A 20,745-nucleotide genomic window follows, 5' to 3' on the forward strand; every position below is an offset into this window, starting at 1 on the left:
GCATGGCGAGCGGCCTGGTCACGCTTGAGTTACAGGGCCTTAGAGGCCCTGCTCGACGAACGGGCCGACCAGGGCCAGGGCGCCGTCGAGCGCAGCCGCATCGACCCCGCCACCCTGCGCCATGTCCGGGCGACCACCACCCTTGCCGCCGACAGCCGCGGCGGCCTGTTTCATCAGGTCGCCGGCCTTCAGCTTGGTGGTCAGGTCCTGGGTCACGCCAGCCACCAGCACCACCTTGTCGTCCTGCACGCCGCCGAGCAGGATCACCGCGCTGCCGAGCTTGTTCTTCAGTTGATCGACCAGCGCCAGCAGGCCCTTGCCATCCAGGCCATCGATGCGCGCGCCGAGCGTCTTCACGCCCTTGACGTCCACGGCCGAGCCGGCCAGGTCGCTGCCCGCCGCACTGGCGGCCTTGGCCTTGAGCTGCTCGAGCTCCTTTTCCAGCTGGCGATTGCGATCGAGCACGGCCGAGAGCTTGTCGAGCAGATTGTCGCGGCTGCCCTTGACCAGGCTCGCCGCCTCCTTGAGCTGCTCCTCGGCGCCGTTCAGGTAGGCGAAGGCCGCTGCACCGGTGACCGCTTCGATACGGCGTACGCCGGCCGCCACGCCACCTTCGCTGACGATCTTGAACACACCGATGTCGCCGGTACGGTTGGCGTGGATGCCACCGCACAGCTCGACCGAGAAGCCATCGCCCATGGTCAGCACGCGCACGCTGTCGCCGTACTTCTCGCCGAACAGCGCCATGGCGCCCTTGGCCTTGGCGCTTTCGATGTCCATCTCCTCGGTCTGCACCGGGGTGTTGCGACGCACTTCGCGGTTGACGATCTCTTCGAGCTCTTTGAGCTGCTCGGGCTTGATCGCCTCGAAGTGGCTGAAGTCGAAACGCAGGCGCTGGCTGTCGACCAGCGAGCCCTTCTGCTGCACGTGCTCGCCGAGCACCTGGCGAAGCGCGGCATGCAGCAGGTGGGTGGCCGAGTGGTTGAGGCCGGTGGCGGTACGCACCGAGGCATCCACTTCGGCGTTGATGGTGGCGCCGACGCTCAGGCTGCCCTTGCTGACCACACCGTGGTGCAACCAGGCGCCACCGACCTTGGTGGTGTCGCGCACGTCGAAACGCACGCCCGGGCCTTCGAGGAAGCCACAGTCACCGATCTGGCCGCCGGATTCGGCGTAGAACGGCGTCTGGTCGAGCACCACCACGCCCTCCTCGCCCTCATTCAGGGTGTCGACGGCCTGACCGTCGCGCAGCAGCACCAGCAACTGGCCACTGGCGACGGTGGCGCCGTAGCCGAGGAACCGGGTATCGGCGTCGACCTTGACCAGGTTGTTGTAATCCACACCGAAGGCGCTGGCGGAACGGGCGCGGATGCGCTGGGCTTCCATCTCCCGTTCGAAGCCGGCTTCGTCGAGGGTCAGCTCACGCTCGCGGGCGATGTCGCCGGTCAGGTCCATCGGGAAGCCGTAGGTATCGTACAGCTTGAAGATCACTTCACCCGGAATCACCGTGCCTTCGAGCTCGGCCAGGTCCTGTTCGAGGATCTTCAGGCCCTGCTCCAGGGTCTTGGCGAACTGCTCTTCTTCGGTTTTCAGCACGCGCTCGATATGCGCCTGCTGCTGTTTCAGCTCGGGGAAGGCTTCGCCCATCTCGCGGGCCAGGGCCGCGACGATCTTGTGGAAGAAGCTGCCCTTGGCGCCCAGCTTGTTGCCGTGGCGGCAGGCGCGGCGAATGATGCGCCGCAGCACGTAGCCGCGGCCTTCGTTGGACGGGGTGACACCGTCGGCGATCAGGAAGCTGCAGGAACGGATATGGTCCGCCACCACCTTCAGCGAGGCGTCGCCGTTGTTGGCGCAGCCGATGGCCTGGGCGCTGGCATCGAGCAGGCTCTGGAACAGGTCGATCTCGTAGTTCGAGTTGACGTGCTGCAGCACCGCGCTGATGCGCTCAAGGCCCATGCCGGTGTCAACGCTCGGCGCCGGCAGCGGGTGCAGCACGCCGTCGGCGGTGCGGTTGAACTGCATGAACACGTTGTTCCAGATTTCGATGTAGCGGTCGCCGTCTTCTTCGGGCGAGCCGGGTGGACCGCCCCAGATGTGCTCGCCGTGGTCGAAGAAGATCTCGGTGCACGGGCCGCAGGGGCCGGTATCGCCCATGGTCCAGAAGTTGTCGGAGGCGTAAGGCGCGCCCTTGTTGTCGCCGATGCGGATCATCCGCTCGGCCGGTACACCGACTTCCTTGTTCCAGATGTCGTAGGCCTCGTCATCGGTGGCGTAGACCGTGACCCAGAGCTTGTCCTTGGGCAGCTTCAGCCACTTGTCGCCGGTGAGGAATTCCCAGGCGAAGTGGATGGCATCACGTTTGAAATAGTCGCCAAAGCTGAAGTTGCCGAGCATTTCGAAGAAGGTGTGGTGACGCGCGGTATAACCGACGTTTTCCAGGTCGTTGTGCTTGCCACCGGCGCGCACGCACTTCTGGCTGGTGGCGGCGCGGGTATAGGCGCGCTTTTCCAGGCCCAGGAAGCAGTCCTTGAACTGGTTCATGCCGGCATTGGTGAACAGCAACGTAGGGTCGTTGTTCGGAATCAGGGAGCTGGAAGCGACACGGGTGTGCCCCTTCTCTTCGAAGAAGCTCAGGAAAGCTTCACGGATTTCTGCGCTTTTCATTGGCATTTTCCAGGAAAACAGGCGGCCAGGCAGGCTGTGTGAAAACGTGGTGAGCGAAGGTCAGGCAAGGCAAAAATCGGTGAGGAAGCGGAGTTTACGAGCTGTAAATGAGCATTCCGAACCGATTTTTAACGCAGCATGGCCGAGCGCAGTAGCTTTCACACAGCCTGCACGGCAGAGCCGGCAAAAGCCCGCATTATATCGGGCTTGTCCGCGGCGGCTAGGGCATGGGCTGATTTATTTGCACGCGGCGCGATGGCCGGAAAACGCCGGCTGCAGCGGCCAGGGCGAAACCTGCGCCGCCTGCAAGCAGACTTAGGTACGGAAGGCGGCGAAGGCCTCGATGACCTGGGCCATGGCGCCGGCGTCCACATCCAGGTGCGTGACCATGCGCAGACGCGGCGCGGCGCTCAGACGGATACCACGCTCGGCGCAGAAGGCCTTGAGCGCCGCGGCGCGCTCGCCGACCTGCACGTAGACCATGTTGGTCTGCACCGGCTCGACCGCATAGCCCAGTTCGCGCAGGCCGGCCGCCAGGGAATCGGCATTGGCGTGATCCTCGACCAGGCGTTCGACCTGATGGTCCAGGGCATACAGCCCGGCGGCCGCCAGCACACCGGCCTGGCGCATGCCACCGCCGACCATCTTGCGCAGGCGCCGGGCCTTGCCGATCAGCGCTTCGCTGCCGCACAGCACCGAGCCGACCGGCGCACCCAGGCCCTTGGACAGGCACACCGACACCGAATCGAAATGCCGGGTGATCTCCCGCGCCTCGACACCCAGCCGGACCGCGGCGTTGAACAGCCGTGCGCCGTCCAGGTGCAGGGCCAGGCCTTTGTCACGGGTGAAGGCCCGGGCCTCGGCCAGGTACTCCAGGGGCAGCACCTTGCCCTGCATGGTGTTTTCCAGCGCCAGCAGGCGGGTGCGGGCGAAATGGAAGTCGTCCTGCTTGATCGCTGCCTCGACCCTTGCCAGATCCAGAGAGCCGTCGTCTTCCATGTCCAGCGGCTGGGGCTGGATGGAACCCAGTACGGCCGCGCCACCACCCTCGTATTTGTAGGTGTGCGCCTGCTGGCCGACGATGTATTCGTCGCCGCGCTCGCAATGGGCCATCAGGCCGAGCAGGTTGCTCATGGTGCCGGTGGGCACGAACAGCGCGGCGGCGAAGCCCAGATCCCGGGCCAGGCGCTGCTCCAGACGGTTGACGGTGGGGTCTTCGCCGTACACGTCGTCGCCCAGCTCGGCGGCCAGCATCGCGTCGCGCATGCCGGCGGTGGGTTGGGTCACGGTGTCGCTACGCAGATCGATGATGGGCATGGGCACTCCTGTGCATGCAAGGGATGGGTTTCGGCGCTCACGCCAGCAGCGAAGCCTCGGCCGGCACGATGAGAATGCCGGCCCGCTGGCCGTTGTGCACCTTGGGGTTGGGAAAGATGATGCGCGCACCCTGCTCTTCCACCACCCAGCGGCTGTTGGCCAGGTCCTCGGCAAGCAGGTAGCCGGGCGCCAGTTCGGTGAAGTTTTCCACGTCAGCCGGCAGGTGCAGGGTGAAGGCATCGCTGTGCTTGATCAGCTCGCGGGCGAAGGCGAACAGCTTCAGGCGATCGATGGCATGGTCCTCGAGTGGCGGCTCGTTGCCCTCGACAAGGGCCTGCAGGCGCAGCTCGAGAAGGTCCAGATTGACCCGCTCGTTATGGCCGAACGGCCTGGCCTTGCCCAGTTCCAGGGTGAAGGCTTCGGCTCCCAGCTCGGCATAGGTATAGGCGCTGAAGGTGGTCGAGGGCTTGCTCTGCAGCAGCACCGCATCGATGCCGGCGGCCTGCAGGCGGGCGCACTCGCGACGCGATTGGCGACGCCCCTCGGCCCAGGGGTAAAGGGCGAACTGTTCGATGCGCGAGGCGCGGATCGCGGTGTGCAGGTCGTAATGCAGACGCTCGCGGCCAGGGTCGGCGAAGAACGAGGAAACCAGGTGCTCGAGCTCACAGGCGCGCATCGCCTCGGCACCGCTGCTCAGCTCATGACGGCCGCTGAACAGCCGGTTGAGGTCCTGTTCGACGAAACGCTCGCCGCGGCGCATCGCCGCCGGGTTGCCGAACAGCAGCAGCACTCGGGCACGGGGCTGCAGTTCGTTGCGGGCGATGCGGCGCAACAGGCGGTCGAGCAGCTCGATCGGCGCGGTCTCGTTGCCATGGATACCGGCTGAAAGCAGCAGGTCCATGCCGTTGTCGCGCCCACAGGCCGGGGTGATTTCAAGGGCGCCCTCGGCCAGCCAGCGCAAGCGCGTGCCCTGCGGCGTCAACTGGATCTTCGAGGCCGGCTCATGGCCGGTCAGGGTCAGTTCGAGCAGTTTGCCGAGGGCGAGCATGGGCGTACCTCAGTGATTGCAGTCCGGGCCATGGACGTGGTCGTCGTCGGCGTCGTCATCGGCCGGCTCCATTTCCAGCTCCAGGCTGACCAGGTTGGTGGCCAGCGGGCGCAGCAGCAGGTTGGCGTATTCGCTGTCGCCCTCGGCGACATCCACGCCGATCATCAGCTGGCCGTTGCCGACCTGCTGAATCCACACCTCCTTGCCTTGCCACATCACGGCAAAACGGGTGCACGAGGTTTCCAGCTGGGTACCGTCGGCGTCTTCGAGGATCAGTTGCAGGGCGTCGCTCATGGTTGCTCCAGTGTGTCAGGGCGGCTCGCGGGTGAGCCGCCTCAAGTGAGTTGAAAGGGGTACACGGCGCCGAGATCGAGGATCTTCGTCAACTCATCCAGCGCCGTGCGGCATTCGTCGAGCAGTTGCGGGTCGGCCAGGTCATGCTCGCTCAGGCGATCGCGGTAGTGGCGGTCGACCCATTGCAGCAGTCGCTCGTACAGCTCGGGCGTCATCATCACCCCCGGGTTCATCGCCGCCAGCTCCTCTGCCTGCAAGGCTACACGCAAGCGCAGGCAGGCGGGGCCGCCGCCATTCTGCATGCTCTGCTTGAGGTCGAAGGCGCGCACCTCGGCGATCGGCCCGTTGCTGCCCAGCAGCGTCTGCAGGTAGGCCCAGACCCGCGGATTGCCGCGGCACTCCTCCGGCACCACCAACAGCATACGCCCGTCGGCGCGGCTCAACAGCTGACTGTTGAACAGGTAGGAGCGCACCGCGTCCTCGACCGCCAGCACGTGGCGCGGCACACACACCGGCTGCAGCTGCCCGCCCAGGCGCGCGAGCTTGTCGCCCAGCTCACCGACCACCCGCTCGCTGTCGAGAAAGGCGTCCTCGTGGTGGAACAGCACCTGGGCATTGCCCACCGCGATCACGTCGTTGTGAAACACCCCCTGGTCGACCACCGCTGGGTTCTGCTGGGCGAATACCACGGCGTCGTCGGCGAGGCCGTGCAGCCGCGCCACCGCCTGTGAGGCCTCCAGGGTCTGGCGCGCCGGGTAGCGCTGCGGGGCGGGCAGGCGCAGGTCGAAGGCACTGCGGCCGAACACGAAGAACTCCACGCCCCGCTCGCCATAGTCGCGGCAGAAGCGGGTGTGATTGGCCGCGCCTTCGTCGCCGAACTGGCTGACCGCCGGCAAGGCGCCGTGGTGGGCGAAATAGCGCTCGTCGGCGAACATCGCCGCCAGCACCCGACTGGTGGTGGGGTGCTCGATGGAGCGGTGAAACTTGCAGTTGAGGTTGGCGGCGGTGAAATGCACGCGGCCGTCGGCCGTGTCGGCGCTGGGGCTGACGGTCGCCGCGTTGGCCGTCCACATGCTCGAAGCCGAACAGCTGGCGACCAGCAGGGGCATGGCTTCGCGCGCCGCCTTTTCGATCACCTGGGCGTCGCTGCCGGTAAAACCGCAGCTCCGTAGCGCGTGCACATCGGGACGCTCCTGGGGGGCGAGCACCGCCTGGGCGAAGCCCATGTCCATCAGCGCCTTCATCTTGGCCAGGCCCTGGCGCGCCGCTTCCCTTGGGTTGGAGGCGACCTGGCAGTTGCTTTGCGAGGCCACGTTGCCGTGCGACAACCCGCCGTAGTTGTGAGTCGGACCGACCAGTCCGTCGATGTTCAACTCGCAGGAGGTGGGTCGGCTCATAGGCTGACTCCCGGTGCCAGGCTGTCGGGCAAGGCCAGCTGCTCGCTTTCCAGCGAAGCGACCGGGTAGGCGCAGTAATCCGCCGCGTAGTAGGCGCTGGGGCGATGGTTGCCCGAGGCGCCGATGCCGCCGAACGGCGCGCTGCTGGCGGCGCCGGTCAGCGGCCTGTTCCAGTTGACGATGCCGGCGCGGCTGCGCAGCCAGAACTGCTCGTAGCGCTCGCGCGAATCGGACAGCAGGCCGGCGGCGAGCCCGAAGCGGGTGGCGTTGGCCTCGACGATGGCCGCGTCGAAGTCGGCGTAGCGGATCACCTGCAGCAAGGGCCCGAACACTTCTTCATCGGCACGCGGCTGCACGGCGGTGACGTCGATGATCCCCGGCGTCAGCAGCGCCGCGCCCTCGAGCGGCTGGCTCATGCCCAGCAGCGACCGCGCGCCCTTGTCGATCAGCCGCGCCTGCACCTTGAGCAGGTGCTGGGCGGCATCCAGGGAGATCACCGCGCCCATGAACGGCGCCGGCTCGGCATCGAAGGCACCGACCTTGAGGCTGGCGGCCACGCTGACCAGCCGTGCCAGCAGCGCCTCGCCCCCCTCGCCCTCGGGCACCAGCAGGCGGCGCGCGCAGGTACAACGCTGACCAGCGGAAACGAACGCGGACTGGATGATGCAGTACACCGCGGCATCGATATCGGCAGGCTGATCGACGATCAGCGCGTTGTTGCCGCCCATTTCCAGGGCCAGGATGGTTTCCGGGTGGCCGCCGAACTGGGCATGCAACAGGTTGCCGGTGCGGCTGGAACCGGTGAAGAACAGGCCATCGATACCCGGATGAGCCGCCAGCGCGGCGCCGGTTTGCCGCGCGCCCTGCAGCAGGTTCAGCACGCCGGCCGGCAGCCCGGCCTCGATCCAGCACCGCAGTGTCAGCTCGGCGACCTTAGGGGTCTGTTCGCTGGGTTTGAATACCACCGTGTTGCCGGCCAGCAGGGCCGGCACGATATGCCCATTGGGCAGATGGCCGGGGAAGTTGTACGGGCCGAACACCGCCACCACGCCGTGGGGCTTGTGGCGCAGCATGCTGCCCTGGGGGCCGCTGCGCTGACCGGTACGTTCGGCATGGCTGTGGATCGAGATGGCCACCTTGGCGATCATGCTGGCGACCTCGCTCGTCGCCTCCCACAGCGGCTTGCCGGTCTCCTCGCCGATGGCGTGGGCGAGTTCTTCCTGCCGGCTTCTCACTACCGCGGCGAAACGTTCGAGCACCGCGATGCGCTCGCTCAACGGTGCCGCCGCCCAATCGGCAAAGGCCTCGCGGGCCGCCTGCACGGCGGCCTCGACCTGGGCCGCGTCGGCTTCGCGGCCCACCCAGAGCACCTGCTGGCTGACCGGGTCGAGGGATTGCAGGGCATCGCCCTGTCCTAGCTGCCAGAGACCTGCAATGTAATGCGTGCTCATGGTCTATCACTCCAGGCTTCACGGTTGCACGGGCCGGTGCGAGGCGACGGCCCGTTACCTGTAACGGCTGCCGCTCTATGACGACCTTAGAACCTGTTCAAAGTCTGCTGCGCGTCGGCACTGCGGCGTTAAAAACAGGCTCGGACTGCTCATTTACAGCTTGTAAACTCCGCGTCCTCGCCTGTTTTCGCCTTGCATTGCTCTAGCTCGCGAGACTTTGAACAGGCTCTTACCGGCCGGGGCGGCGCGCCACCCCGGGTCACATCAATGGGTTGCTCAGGCCTTTACCGCCAGGGGCACCGCCCGCACCTGGTCGCCGACATTCAGGCGCAGCCGCCTGGCGGTCAATGGGTCGACCACCAGGGTCCCGGCGGCCATCCGCGCGCGGGCCGCGGTGATGCGGCAATCCGCCTGTTTGCGGTTGTGTACCAGGTACACCGGCGCGTCGTCACCCGGCGTGCCGATGGCCAACACCAGCAGCTGGCTGTCGCGAATCGCGCGGATCTTGGCGGTTTCCGCCTCGATGGCCGGGCCGGCGTCGAAGATATCGACATAGCCCTGGTAGCTGAAACCCTCGGATTTGAGCATCGCCAGCGCCGGCTCGGTATCCGGGTGCACCCGGCCGATCACCTCACGGGCGGCCTCGGACAGAAAGCAGGTGTAGAGCGGAAAACGCGGCATCAGCTCGGCGATGAAGGCCTTGTTGCCGACGCCGGTCAGGTAGTCCGCCTGGGAAAACTCCATGCGGAAGAAGTGTCGGCCCAGGCACTCCCAGAACGGCGAGCGTCCCTGCTCGTCGGAGACGCCGCGCATCTCGGCGATGATCTTGTCGCCAAACTGCTCGCGAAATTCGGCGATGAACAAGAAACGCGCCTTGGACAGCAAGCGCCCGTTCAGGCCGGTGCGGTGATCGGCATGCAGGAACAGCGAGCACAGCTCGGAATGACCGGTCAGGTCATTGGCCAGAAACAGCGTCGGCACCTGGCGGTGGATGCCCAGTTCCTGGGAGGCGCAGACGGTCAGGCCGACCCGGTAGTTGTACCAGGACTCGCGCAAGCCGACCCCACCGGCGATGGCGGAGATGCCCAGCACGCGGCCGTCGTCATCCTCGAGCACGAACATGTAGTCGCAGTCGCCGCGCTCGGCTTCGCCGCTGAAGGTCTTTTCGGCGCGGCCGACCCGGTAGGCCAGGCGCGCTTCGTTGGCCGGCAGAGTGGTCAGGCCGGTGCCGGTGCTGCGCGCCAGGTCGATCAGTGCCGGCAGGTCACTGGCACGTACGGAGCGAACGATCATGCTGCCTCCGGAAAATGGCGAGCCAGACGGGTGGCGTTTACGATGGGCAGGCTCATACCGCCACCAGCCTTACCTGGCCGCCCTCGGCGACGCCAAGGATCTGCGCGGTCTGCGGGTCGAGCAGCGCAGGCTGGCCCGGCGCCCAATTGAGTTCGGCGACCACGGCGCGAAAGCCCTGCAACTGCTCGTTGCTGACCAGGTACGCCTGGCCGCCCTCGCCCGCTTCGCCGAGCATCACCGGCACCACCGCGCTCTGGGCGATGGTGCGAATGCCCGAGGTACGTGCGTGCAGGGTCGGGCCGCCGTCGAAGATATCGATGTAGTGATCGGTTTCGAAGCCGTCGCGCATCAGGATGTCGAACGACACCTGGGCACGCGGATGCACCAGGCCCATGGACTCCTGGGCGGTATCCGGCAGCAGCGGCACGTAGATGGGGTAATGGGGCATCAGCTCGGCCAGGTAGGCACGGCTGCGCAGCCCGCACAGGCGCTCGGCCTCGGCGTAGCTCATGCCGAAGAAATGCCGACCGACCGCATCCCAGAACGGCGACTCGCCGGCGTCGTCGCTCTCGCCGACGATCTCCACCACCATGGCATCGGCGAAGCGCGCCGGGTGGCAGGCGGCGAACAGCAGGCGCGCGCGGGAGTTGAGCTCGGCCCACACGCTGTCGACCAGCCCGCGCTCGACATAGAAGCTGGTCAGCAGGCTGTTGCCGGTCAGGTCGTGACACAGCGACAGCACGTGAATCTTGTTGTGGATCTTCAACTCACGGGAGTTGTGAACGAAGGTCTCGTTGCGAAAGCTGTAGAACGGTTCGGAGTAGCCTGCCGAGGCGACGATGCCGGAGCAGCCGGACAGGCGGCCGGTTTCGCTGTCTTCGAGCACGAAGAAGTAGCGTTCCTCGCCGTTGAAGCTGACCTCGGCGGCGAACGACGCCTCCGAGGCGGCGATCTTGTCGCGCAGCCGCTCGGCGTTGTCGGGCAGCGAGGTGACGCCCACCGGGCTGTCCGCGGCCAGGCGCTGCACTTCGGCAAGGTCGGTCATTCGCGCAGGGCGCATAACCAGCATGGGGTCACTCCTTCAGCAAGGCGGGGGCATGGCAGCCCAGGCAGCGAGAATCATCGTCCATGGGGCTGGCCGGCATCTGCCGACGCAGCGAATTGAGCAGGCGGCGCCCAGCCGCCCGTAATGGGGTCAGGCGCCAGCCAGTTTGGCGACGGCACGCTCGAAGCGATCCAGGCCCTCGTCGATGTCGGCATCCTCGATCACCAGGCTGGGGGCGAAGCGCACCACGTCCGGGCCGGCCTGCAGGATCATCAGGTTCTCCTCGGCCGCCCCATCGAAGAACTCCCGCGCCTTGCCCTTCCACGCATCGGCCAGCACCGCGCCAATCAACAGGCCCATGCCGCGCACGCCGGAGAACACCCCGTATTTCTCGCCGATCTGCAGCAGGCGCGCCTTGAAGCGCGCGTGCTTGGCCTTGACGCCTTCCAGCACTTCGGGCGTGTTGACCACATCGAGCAGCGCCTCGGCGACCGCGCAACCCAGCGGGTTGCCGCCATAGGTGGTGCCGTGGGTGCCAACGGCCAGGTGGCTGGCCAGCGCCTCGGTGGTCAGCATCGCGGCGATCGGGAAACCGCCGCCCAGGCTCTTGGCGCTGGACAGCACGTCCGGGGTCACGCCGTAGTGCTGGTAGGCATACAGATGGCCGGAGCGGCCGACGCCGCTCTGCACTTCGTCGAACACCAGCAGCGCGTTGTGCTGGTTGCACAGTTCACGGGCGCCCTGCAGGTAGGCCAGGTCCGCCGGCAACACGCCGCCCTCGCCCTGGATCGGCTCGATGACCACGGCGCAGGTCTTGTCGCTGATCGCGGCCTTCAGGGCCTCGAGGTCGTTGTAGGGCACGTGGGTGATGCCCTGGATCTTCGGCCCGAAACCATCGGAGTACTTCGGCTGACCACCGACGCTGACCGTGAACAGGGTGCGGCCGTGAAAGCTGTTGGTGGCGGCGATGATCTCGTACTTGTCGGCGCCGAAACGGTCGTGGGCCACGCGGCGCGCCAGCTTGAAGGCTGCCTCGTTGGCTTCGGCGCCGGAGTTGCAGAGGAACACCCGCTCGGCGAAGGTGGCATCCACCAGCTTCTTGGCCAGACGCAGTGCCGGTTCGTTGGTGAACACGTTGGAGACGTGCCACAGCTTGCCGGCCTGCTCGGTCAGGGCCTTGACCAACGCCGGGTGAGCATGGCCCAGGGCGTTGACGGCGATGCCGCCGGAGAAGTCGATCAGCTCGCGACCGCTCTGGTCCCAGACGCGCGAGCCGGCGCCGCGCACCGGCACGAACGCAGCGGGGGCGTAGCTGGGCACCATCACCTGGTCGAAATCGGCGCGTTGCACCGGGTCGTGCTGAACGGACATCGGGACTCTCCTGACGAGACACGCAGGCCGGCCAGGCCTGCGATGCGAAAGATTGTAGGGGGTGCTCATGGGCCGGCATTGCCCGCATGCGACAACTTCTTACAGCGCCGTTGCGGGCCGGGCCGGGCGAAACCCGTCCGTCGGCTGGCGAGGCGCAGTTTAAACGTTGCGGCTGTCTCGACGCACGGGTCGACTAACATTTATCCACAGTACCCATCGAGATAAGGGATTCAGCAAGGGATTTGCCGGCCCTGGCGCATGAAAAATATTTTCATTCGCCCTGCTGCAGCGTATTGCCAGCGCCTGGCGTGACGGTGATATCATTTTGATCACAGTGCGTCGTTCCATTGTGAACGGCGTCTCACTGGCGGCCCATCAAGGATCTGATGGCCTGACGCAGGTTCCCTTCAATGCTGTGCATCGACTCGTCCAGTCAAGGAAGCACGTGATGAACGCCAAAGAAAAACAACTGACCGAACTGCTCACCCTCACCTCTCGCAGCATCACCCACATGACTGCCGCCATGACGGCGTTGTCCTTCGACCTGCTGCGTAGCGATGACAGCGGCGTTCGCTCTGCCGCTTCGAAGATGATCACCCGCCTCGGCGCGGTGAGCCAGGAACTGGATCAGCAATGGGTGCTGATCAGTGAACTGACCGGCGTCGAAGCCCCCATCCGTGTCGATGCCATCGAGGAAGTCCAGCTGCACTCCGCCTGAGCGCGCGACCTCTCACCTGGGCCGAGGTTTCCATCGGCCCCTGCTCCATTCCCTCGTGACTCGACGCCATCCCGGAGGCTAGGTGCGTGCCACCAGGTATTCGCGCTGCAGCACCTCCACCAGCTCAGCCGCCGGCATCGCCCGCGCCAGGGCCGCACCCTGGCCGGCCCAGTGGGCTGCGAATTCGGCGTTGCCGGCCTTGGCAGCGGCAGCGATCAGCTGTTTGCCGGCATCGTAGGCGATGCCGAAACCCGGCACTGCGGGGTGGCCGGGCGCGCCAACCTCAGCCATGAAACGATTGACGATGCCACGCGCCGGGCGCCCGGAAATCACCCGGGTGACCTGGGTCAGCTGCGCCCGCTCGCTGCCCAGCATGCGCCGATAGGCCTCGTTGGCGGCCGACTCGGGGCAGAGGATGAACGCGGTACCCAGCTGTGCGGCGCAGGCGCCCAGGTTCATGACCGCCGCGATACCGGCACCGTCCATGATGCCGCCGGCAGCGATCACCGGGCGCGACAGGTGCTTGACCAGCACCCGCACCAGGGCCAGGGTGCCGATGCCCTGGTCGTGGGCGGGATCGAACACGCCGCGGTGGCCACCGGCCTCGATGCCCTGGGCGACGATGATGTCGATGCCCGCCTCCTGGGCCAGCAGCCCTTCTTCCAGGGTGGTGGCCGAGGCCAGCAAGGTGATGCCGGCCCGCTTCAAGGCATCGATACGTTCCTGGGGCGGTAATCCCAGATGAAAGCTGACGATCGGCGGGCGTTCCTCCAGCAGCACCTCGAGCTGCCCTTCATCCTCCTGGAAGCTGCAGTAGATATCCCGGATAGCCGCTGGCGCCACGGCGCCGAACTCGGCGAAATAGGGTTGCAGGTGCGCCAGCCATGCCCGCTCCACGGCGGCGTCGGCAACGCTCAGGCGGTGGCAGAACACGTTGATATTGAAGGGCTTGCCGGTGGCGGCGCGGGTTTCCCTGATCATCTGCCGGCCGGCCTCGGCCTGCACCGCGGCGATGGAAATCGAGCCCAGCCCGCCGGCATTGCTGACCGCCGCCGCCAGAGCGGGGGTGGCGGTGCCCGCCATGGGCGCTTGAATGATCGGCAGGTCGATACCCAATACGGCGCAGCTCATACGGCGATCCTCTAGAGCGTTCAAGACAGGAACCGGGAAGATAGCCCAACTCGCCTCGAACAGGCCATGCCAGGCGCAGCGCCAAGACTGCCACACTGGCGTCGCGGGCAGCAGGACATCAGCGCAACGCCGGCATGCTCGGCATCGCCGCCAGGGGCATCAGCGCGCCCGGGTGCTGGATCACCCTGCCGGCCAGACGGTGCCCCCAGCGTGCCGCCGCCTCGAGCCCGCCGCCATGCAGGCGGGCGGCCAGGTAGGCCGCACTGAACGCATCGCCGGCGGCGGTGGTATCCACCACCCGCTCGACCGGCTCGGGTTCGACTTCGCCGCGGCCATCGGCCGTGTGCAACAGGCAACTGCGCGCACCGCGCTTGACCACCACCTCGCCTACGCCGAGGCCTGCGTAATGACTGAAGAGCTGCTGCGGGGTGGCGAAACCGAATACGGCGACATCGTCCTCCCAGGTAACCAGTGCGATGTCGACCATGCCCAGCAGCGCTTCATGCTGCCTGCGCGCATCGGCCGCGCCAGGCCACAGGCGCGGCCGGTAATTGTTGTCGAAGACGATGCGCGTGCCCCGGCCGCGTGCCTGGCGCAGGGCCTCCAGCAGGCGCTCGCGCCCCTCGACCGTGAGAATGGCCAGGCTGATACCGCTGAGATACAGCGTGTGATAATCGCCAAGCGCCGCCAGCAGCTCGTCGGCGCCCGGGCCATCGAAACAATGGCGGGCGGCGGACTCGCCCCGCCAGTAGAGAAAACTTCGCTCGCCCTGGGCGTCGGTCTGGATCATGTACAGGCCCGGCAGCCGATCCGCCAGCACCCGCACGCGGCCATCACCCACGCCGTCTTCACGCCAGCGCGCGCGCATCGCCTGGCTCAACGGGTCGTCGCCCACGGCGGTGAGGTAGTCGATCGCCACGCCTTCGCGCCGGCACAGGCGGTTCAGGTAGATCGCCGTGTTCAGCGTGTCGCCGCCGAAGCCTTGGCGCATGCCGCCGTCAGCCTGCCGTTGCAGCTCGACCATGCACTCGCCGATCAGGCCGACCGCTATCGGTGATGTCTGGTTGGTTGGGGTCGACATGGAGGCTCCTGTATCTGCGTGCATCAGGGTTGAATAGGCCATCTACCGGGATCTCAGAGCCTATTCAAAGTCTCGCGAGCTAGAGCAATGCAAGGCCTAGGCGGCCCCACAAAAACAGGCGAGGACGCGGAGTTTACGAGCTGTAAATGAGCAGTCCGAGCCTGTTTTTAACGCCGCAGTGCCGACGCGCAGCAGACTTTGAACAGGTTCTCAGAAGCGCGTCGGCATCACCTCCAACACCTCCAGCGCCTCGTCGACCAGCAGCACCTGCCGCCATTTGTCGAAGGTGAGGCAAGGGTGCGAGGTGCCGAAGGAAAGAATGTCGCCGACCGCCAGGGTCTCGCCGGCCGGCACCGACAGGAACAGGTGCTGATCCATGATCATACGCACGCCCCAGCCACGCACGTCCTGTGGGGCCTGGCCTTCGCGGTACAGATGCTGGGGCATCGGCAAGTCGGGGTCGCAGCCGATGTCGCGCTTGCCGAGGGCGACGATGGCCAGGCCCGGCTCAGGCAGCGATTGCACATGGGCGAACACCTCCAGGGCAGGCAGCAGCTCGCCCTCGAGGTCCGCATGGCGCGCCTTGACCTCCTCCATCGCGCCGGCATACAGCTTGTGGTCGTGCACCACGTAGCAGCCGGGGCGCAGCAGCGGGATGTACTGGCCGCGCAGCTCGGCGCGGTCGAAGGCTTCGGCGATCAGATCGAACCATTTGGAGCCGGAGGCGGTGACCACCGGCTTGTCGGCGGTAAAGGCAGCGCTGCGTTTCAAGCGCATCAGGGTGTCCACCAGGCGCGCGCCATAGGCCCGCACATCGGCAATCGGCGTTTGTCCGCCAATGATGCCCTCGTAGCCCTCGATGCCGGACAGCACCAGGGCGCTCGACTGCTCCAGCGCCATCAGCAGCGCCTCCAGCTCGCCATCGTTGCGCACGCCACAACGGCCGCCCTCGACGCCCAGCTCGATCATCACCTGCAATCGCAGGCCGCGGGCCGCGAAGAACGCATCCAGCGCGCGGACGTTGGCCACGCTGTCGACCACGCAGTGGAACTCAGCGCCCCTGGCGATGAGATCGGCCACCAACGCCATGTTCGCGGCGCCGACCAGCTGGTTGGCCATCAGCAGGCGCGTCACGCCGTGCTCGAACGCCGCCATGCACTGGGTGGCGGTGGCGAGGGTGATGCCCCAGGCCCCGGCGTCGAGCTGACGCTGGAACAGCGCCGGCGTCATGGTGGTTTTGCCATGGGGCGCCAGCCGCGCAGCGTGGCGCTCGGCGAAGGCTTGCATCCAGGCGATGTTGTGCGCCAGTGGGCGCTGGTACACCACCGCGGCCGGCAGGCTGACGTCGCGCAGCAAGGCGCGCCCGCTACCGATGATCGCGGCTTTCTCCACGCCGCTCGGCGGCGCGTCGTTCTGGTCAGCAGGCTTCATGTCTGGATCCTTGTCGATTTCTGGGCGCGGAAAGCCGTGCCGCCGCGCCTCGCAGGGTCACCTGGATTGAATCACGGAAAATAACTATCACAAATAAATTTTTTAAGTTAGAAATTAACAATTGCCAGGCAGGGCTTTTTCAGCCCTGCCCCGGGTCAGCCTTGGAGCCCCGAAGTGAATCTGGAAATCGACATCCTGTCGCGCATCACCGAACGTTATCCGACCCTGCGCGAAGCCGAGCGCAAGGTCGCGGCCATGATCATCGACGATATCGATTTCGTGACCAGCGCCAACATTTCCACCATCGCCGCCCGTGCCGGTGTCAGCGATGCCAGCGTCACCCGTTTCGCCAAGTCCATCGGCTGCCAGGACGTGCGCGAACTCAAGCTGCGCCTGGCGCAGTCGCTCGCGGTGGGCCGGCGCTTCATCCAGGAGGCCAGCGAAGAGGACGGCATCGGCGCGGTATACGAGATCGCCAAGCAGACCCTGGACCTCAACCGCGAGCTGATCGCCAACGCCGATATCGAGGGTGCCCTGGACCTGCTCGACGGCGCCCGGCAGATCGTCATCTTCGGTGCCGGTGGCGGCTCGGTGGTGCTCGCCCAGGAGATGCAGTTCCGCCTAGTGCGCCTGGGTTATGCGGTCAGTGCCTACTCCCAGGCGCTGATGCCGCGCATGGTCGCCGCCACCCTCGACCCCAGCGATCTGGTGGTGGCGCTGTCGGTGACCGGCTTCACCCCGGAAATCGTCGATGCGGCGCGTATCGCCCGCAGTTACGACGCCCAGGTACTGGCGCTGACCGCCTCGGACTCGCCCCTGGCGCAGCAGGCCACGGTGGTTCTGCCGATTGCCGCCCGGGAGACCGACTTCATCTACCACCCCTCGTCATCGCGCTACGCCATGCTGGCGGCCATCGACGTGCTCGCCATGAGCCTGGCGTTGCGCCACCGGCAGCGCTCGCGGGACAAACTGCGGCGCCTGAAGCTGACCCTCGACAGCCACCGTGGCGGCGACAACCGCCAGCCACTGGGAGACTGAACCATGTCGCAGCACGCCAACCTGCTGATTCGCAACGTGCAGCTTATCGACGGCACCGGGGCCGCGCCCTACCGGGGTGACCTGGCGGTGCACGGCGAGCGCATCGTCGCGCTCGGCGACCTGCGCGATTGGTCGGCGGACAGCTGTATCGAGGGCCACGGCCGCTGCCTGTGCCCCGGCTTCATCGACGTGCACACCCATGACGACAGCAACGTCATCCGCATGCCGGAGATGCTGCCCAAGCTCACCCAGGGCGTGACCACGGTCATCGTCGGCAACTGCGGGATCAGCGCCTCGCCGGTGCGCCTGCCCGGCCCCAGCGTTCCCGACCCCATGAACCTGCTGGGCCGGCTCGAGGATTTCCGCTACCCGACGTTCGCCGCCTATGCCGAAGCGGTGAGCGCCGCGCAGCCAAGCGTCAACGTCGCGGCACTGGTCGGGCATACCGCATTGCGCGCCACGCTCATGGAGCGTTTCGACCGCCCCGCCAGCGCCGAGGAAATCCAGCAGATGCGCGGCGCCCTGCGCCAGGCCCTGGCGGAGGGTGCCATCGGCATGAGTTCGGGGCTGGCCTACATGAATGCCCGCCACGCCCCCGAGGCTGAGATGCGCGCCCTGGTCGAAGAGGTCGGCGCGGCCGGCGGTATCTACACCACCCATCTGCGCGACGAGTTCGCCGGGCTGCTCGACGCCATGGACGAGGCCGTGGCGACCGCTCGCCATGGCAGGGCGCCGCTGGTGATCTCCCACCTCAAGTGCGCGGGCGTCGGCAACTGGGGCACGGCGCCCCTGGCCCTGGCAAAGCTCGAGGCGGCGGCGCGGCAGCATCGCTGTCACTGCGACTGCTACCCCTACACCGCCGGCTCCTCGACCCTGGACCTCGGCCAGGTCACCGATGAGTTCGAGATCTTCATCACCTGGTCCGACCCGCATCCGGACATGGCGCGCCAGACCCTGCAAGCCATCGCGGCCAGCTGGGGCGTCTCGCTGCTCGAGGCCGCCGGCCGCCTGCAGCCGGCCGGCGCGGTGTATCACAACATGGCCGAAGACGACATGCGGCGCATCCTGGGCCATCCGCTGAGCATGGTCGGCTCCGACGGCCTGCCCAACGACCCCCACCCGCATCCCAGGCTATGGGGCGCGTTTCCGCGGGTGATCGGGCATTTCTGCCGCGACCAGGGGCTGTTCAGCCTGCCCGAGGCCATTCACAAGATGACCGGGCTGTCCGCGCGCAACTTCGGCCTGGCCGATCGCGGCGAGCTGCGCGTCGGCGCCTATGCCGATCTGACGCTGTTCGACTTCGCTGCGGTGCGCGACAGCGCCACCTTCGCCAACCCCATCGCCGCGGCGCAGGGCATCGAACTGGTGGTGGTCAACGGCGCGGTGGCCTACCGCCACGGGCAACTCGAAGCGCGCGCCGGCCGCCTGATCAAACGCCCCGAAAAATCCCCCCACTCTGCAACCTGAACCAAGGAGAAACTCCATGAGCATCAAACGTTATGGCGCCGAAGGCGGAACCGGAACCGGTGGGCAGAAGCTGCCCTTCTCACGCGCGGTGGAAGCCGGCGGCTGGCTCTACGTGTCCGGCCAGACACCGATGAAAGACGGCGAAGTGGTCGAGGGCGGCATCATCGAACAATCGCGACTGGCCTTCCAGAACTGCCTCGACATCATGGCCGAGGCCGGCTACGGCGTCGAAGACGTGGTGCACGTGACCACCGTGCTCACCGACGCGCGCTACTTCAGCTCGTTCAACAAGGTGTTCAAGGAAATCTTCGGCGACCATCCGCCGGCGCGCATCTGCAGCGTCCAGGACCTGGTGGTCGACTGCAAGGTCGAGGTGGACGTGAAGTGCTTCAAGGTCTCGCGCGCCTGACCCACCACCCGCCCGGAGGAGTCCCCTTTCATCACCACAGCAACGAGCCGGCGCCACGCTGCCCGGCTCGCTGACCGCTACCTCATCAACAATCATTCCAATCTGAGGTCAGGTATGAACAGCAACATCTTTCTCGGCAGTTTCTTCGTCTACCTCCTGGCCATGATCGCGCTGGGCTGGTGGGTATCGCGCCACCATCGCTCCACCGGCGACGACTTTCTTCTCGGCGGGCGCAGCATTCCGCTGTTTCTCACCATCGGCACCACCATCGCGACCATGGTCGGCACCGGCTCGAGCATGGGCGCGGTGGGTTTCGGCTACAACAACGGCTGGGCCGGTGCGCTGTACGGCATTGGCGGGGCCGTCGGGATTCTGCTGCTGGCCGTGCTGTTCGCCTCGGTGCGCAAGCTGCGCTTCATGACCATGAGCGAGGAACTGGCCTACTACGTGGGCGGCAGCCGGGTGGTGCGCAACGTGGTGGCGCTGCTGATCTACATCGCCAGCATCGGCTGGCTGGGCGCGCATATCCTTGGCGGCGGCATGTACCTGGCGTGGATCACCGGCATCGACCTGAACACCGCCAAATTCGTGGTCGCCATCGGCTTCGGCCTGTACTGCGTGATCGGCGGCTACCTGGCCGTGGTGTGGACCGACACCATCCAGGCCATTCTGCTGTTCATCGGTTTCATCGCCATGGCGGTATTCGCGCTGATCGAGATCGGCGGCTTCGAGCATCTGGCTGACAACATGGACATCAGTACCACCGGTTTTCTGGGCATAAGCAGCCTGGGGCCGATCCCGGCGATCTCCCTCGCCGCCGTGGTCGCCATCGGCGTGCTGGCAACGCCGTCCTTCCGCCAGCGCATCTACTCGGCAAACTCGGTGGCCAGCGTACGCCAATCCTTCATCGTCACCGGTGTGCTGTACCTGGGTTTTTCCATCATTCCGGCGATCATCGGCATGGCCGCGCACACCCTGGCGCCTAACCTGGAAAACAGCAATTACGCGTTCCCGTTCCTGGCCACCCAGGTGCTGCCGCTCTGGCTGGGCTTGCTGGTGATGATCGCCGGCCTCTCCGCGACCATGTCCAGCGCCAGCTCGGATGCCCTGGCGGGTGTGTCGATCATGATGCGTGACCTCTACATCCTGGTCACCGGCCACACCCCGCCGGCCGAGCGCGTGGTGCGCTATTCGCGCTTCGCCCTGCTGTTCACCATCGGCATGGCCCTGGCCTTCGCCCTCACCTCGGACAACATCATCAGCTACATCACCAAGATGATCGCCACGGTCATGGCCGGCATGTTCGTCTGCGCCATCCTCGGCAAGTTCTGGGGCCGCTATAACTGGCAAGGCGCGATTGCCACCCTGGTCGCGGCCTCCAGCACCTCGTTGGCGATCATCAGCCATGCCGGCTGGAGCGCCTACTGGGGCAACCCGAGCATTCCCGCGGTTATCGCGGCAGTGGTGGCCGGCGTGCTGGTATCGCTGCTCACCCCACGCTGCCAGATCACCCCGGAACAGGCGCTGGCCCGGGTGACCGAAGAGCGCGAGGCGATGGAGCCGCCGGTGAAGATCGTTTCCTGAGAGCGT

Annotated in this window: 17 protein-coding genes; 5 read left to right on the top strand and 12 right to left on the bottom strand. The window is 66.5% G+C overall.

Going from position 1 to position 20,745, the window contains the following annotated elements:
* Positions 1 to 39: 39 nt before the first annotated feature.
* The 9 genes from alaS to K8U54_RS02925 form a co-directional block, all read right to left on the bottom strand.
* Positions 40 to 2,664: an alanine--tRNA ligase gene (gene alaS / locus K8U54_RS02885; protein WP_249908786.1), complete on the bottom strand. Its 2,625-nt coding sequence runs from the start codon at positions 2,662 to 2,664 to the stop codon at positions 40 to 42.
* A gap of 315 nt (positions 2,665 to 2,979) precedes the next feature.
* Entirely contained in the window at positions 2,980 to 3,981 is a 1,002-nt protein-coding gene (gene ltaE / locus K8U54_RS02890) for a low-specificity L-threonine aldolase (RefSeq protein WP_249908787.1), read from the bottom strand.
* 37 nt (positions 3,982 to 4,018) lie between these two features.
* Entirely contained in the window at positions 4,019 to 5,029 is a 1,011-nt protein-coding gene (astE, locus tag K8U54_RS02895; protein WP_249908788.1) for a succinylglutamate desuccinylase, read from the bottom strand.
* A gap of 9 nt (positions 5,030 to 5,038) precedes the next feature.
* Complete coding sequence (locus K8U54_RS02900) at positions 5,039 to 5,323, bottom strand: topoisomerase II (RefSeq protein ID WP_249908789.1); 285 nt, start codon at positions 5,321 to 5,323, stop codon at positions 5,039 to 5,041.
* Positions 5,324 to 5,364: 41 nt separating this feature from the next.
* Entirely contained in the window at positions 5,365 to 6,720 is a 1,356-nt protein-coding gene (gene astB / locus K8U54_RS02905) for an N-succinylarginine dihydrolase (RefSeq protein ID WP_249908790.1), read from the bottom strand.
* Positions 6,717 to 8,171 (bottom strand): succinylglutamate-semialdehyde dehydrogenase, encoded by a 1,455-nt coding sequence (gene astD, locus K8U54_RS02910; protein WP_249908791.1) that lies wholly within the window; start codon positions 8,169 to 8,171, stop codon positions 6,717 to 6,719. The genes astB and astD overlap by 4 nt, the downstream gene beginning before the upstream one ends.
* A gap of 276 nt (positions 8,172 to 8,447) precedes the next feature.
* Positions 8,448 to 9,464 carry an arginine N-succinyltransferase gene (gene astA, locus K8U54_RS02915; protein ID WP_249908792.1) on the bottom strand — a complete coding sequence of 339 codons (1,017 nt, stop codon included), beginning with the start codon at positions 9,462 to 9,464 and terminating at the stop codon, positions 8,448 to 8,450.
* 52 nt (positions 9,465 to 9,516) lie between these two features.
* Positions 9,517 to 10,533 carry an arginine/ornithine succinyltransferase subunit alpha gene (aruF, locus tag K8U54_RS02920; protein ID WP_070886690.1) on the bottom strand — a complete coding sequence of 339 codons (1,017 nt, stop codon included), beginning with the start codon at positions 10,531 to 10,533 and terminating at the stop codon, positions 9,517 to 9,519.
* Between the two features lie 126 nt (positions 10,534 to 10,659).
* Entirely contained in the window at positions 10,660 to 11,880 is a 1,221-nt protein-coding gene (locus tag K8U54_RS02925; RefSeq protein ID WP_249908793.1) for an aspartate aminotransferase family protein, read from the bottom strand.
* Positions 11,881 to 12,328: 448 nt separating this feature from the next.
* Between K8U54_RS02925 and K8U54_RS02930 the strand changes: the two genes are divergently transcribed.
* Positions 12,329 to 12,598, top strand: a complete 270-nt coding sequence (locus tag K8U54_RS02930) for a hypothetical protein (protein WP_249908794.1) — start codon at positions 12,329 to 12,331, stop codon at positions 12,596 to 12,598.
* 78 nt (positions 12,599 to 12,676) lie between these two features.
* Here the strand turns inward: K8U54_RS02930 and K8U54_RS02935 are convergent, their stop codons facing one another.
* From K8U54_RS02935 to K8U54_RS02945, 3 genes are all read right to left on the bottom strand, one after another.
* Positions 12,677 to 13,729, bottom strand: a complete 1,053-nt coding sequence (locus K8U54_RS02935; RefSeq protein ID WP_249908795.1) for an NAD(P)H-dependent flavin oxidoreductase — start codon at positions 13,727 to 13,729, stop codon at positions 12,677 to 12,679.
* Positions 13,730 to 13,847: 118 nt separating this feature from the next.
* Entirely contained in the window at positions 13,848 to 14,810 is a 963-nt protein-coding gene (locus K8U54_RS02940) for a sugar kinase (RefSeq protein WP_249908796.1), read from the bottom strand.
* 210 nt (positions 14,811 to 15,020) lie between these two features.
* Positions 15,021 to 16,241 (bottom strand): amino acid deaminase, encoded by a 1,221-nt coding sequence (locus tag K8U54_RS02945; protein ID WP_249908797.1) that lies wholly within the window; start codon positions 16,239 to 16,241, stop codon positions 15,021 to 15,023.
* Between the two features lie 174 nt (positions 16,242 to 16,415).
* Here K8U54_RS02945 and K8U54_RS02950 point away from each other — a divergent pair, with 174 nt between their 5' ends.
* The 4 genes from K8U54_RS02950 (at position 16,416) to K8U54_RS02965 (ending at position 20,739) form a co-directional block, all read left to right on the top strand.
* Positions 16,416 to 17,279, top strand: a complete 864-nt coding sequence (locus K8U54_RS02950; RefSeq protein WP_249908798.1) for a MurR/RpiR family transcriptional regulator — start codon at positions 16,416 to 16,418, stop codon at positions 17,277 to 17,279.
* Between the two features lie 3 nt (positions 17,280 to 17,282).
* Positions 17,283 to 18,746 carry an N-acyl-D-amino-acid deacylase family protein gene (locus K8U54_RS02955; protein ID WP_249908799.1) on the top strand — a complete coding sequence of 488 codons (1,464 nt, stop codon included), beginning with the start codon at positions 17,283 to 17,285 and terminating at the stop codon, positions 18,744 to 18,746.
* Between the two features lie 16 nt (positions 18,747 to 18,762).
* The gene (locus tag K8U54_RS02960; protein ID WP_249908800.1) at positions 18,763 to 19,155 is read left to right on the top strand and encodes a RidA family protein; all 393 of its coding nucleotides are present in this window, start codon (positions 18,763 to 18,765) and stop codon (positions 19,153 to 19,155) included.
* 114 nt (positions 19,156 to 19,269) lie between these two features.
* Entirely contained in the window at positions 19,270 to 20,739 is a 1,470-nt protein-coding gene (locus K8U54_RS02965) for a sodium:solute symporter family protein (RefSeq protein ID WP_249908801.1), read from the top strand.
* Positions 20,740 to 20,745 lie beyond the last annotated feature (6 nt).

The sequence above is a fragment of the Pseudomonas fulva genome (assembly GCF_023517795.1).
In the GTDB taxonomy this organism is placed as follows: domain Bacteria; phylum Pseudomonadota; class Gammaproteobacteria; order Pseudomonadales; family Pseudomonadaceae; genus Aquipseudomonas; species Aquipseudomonas fulva_D.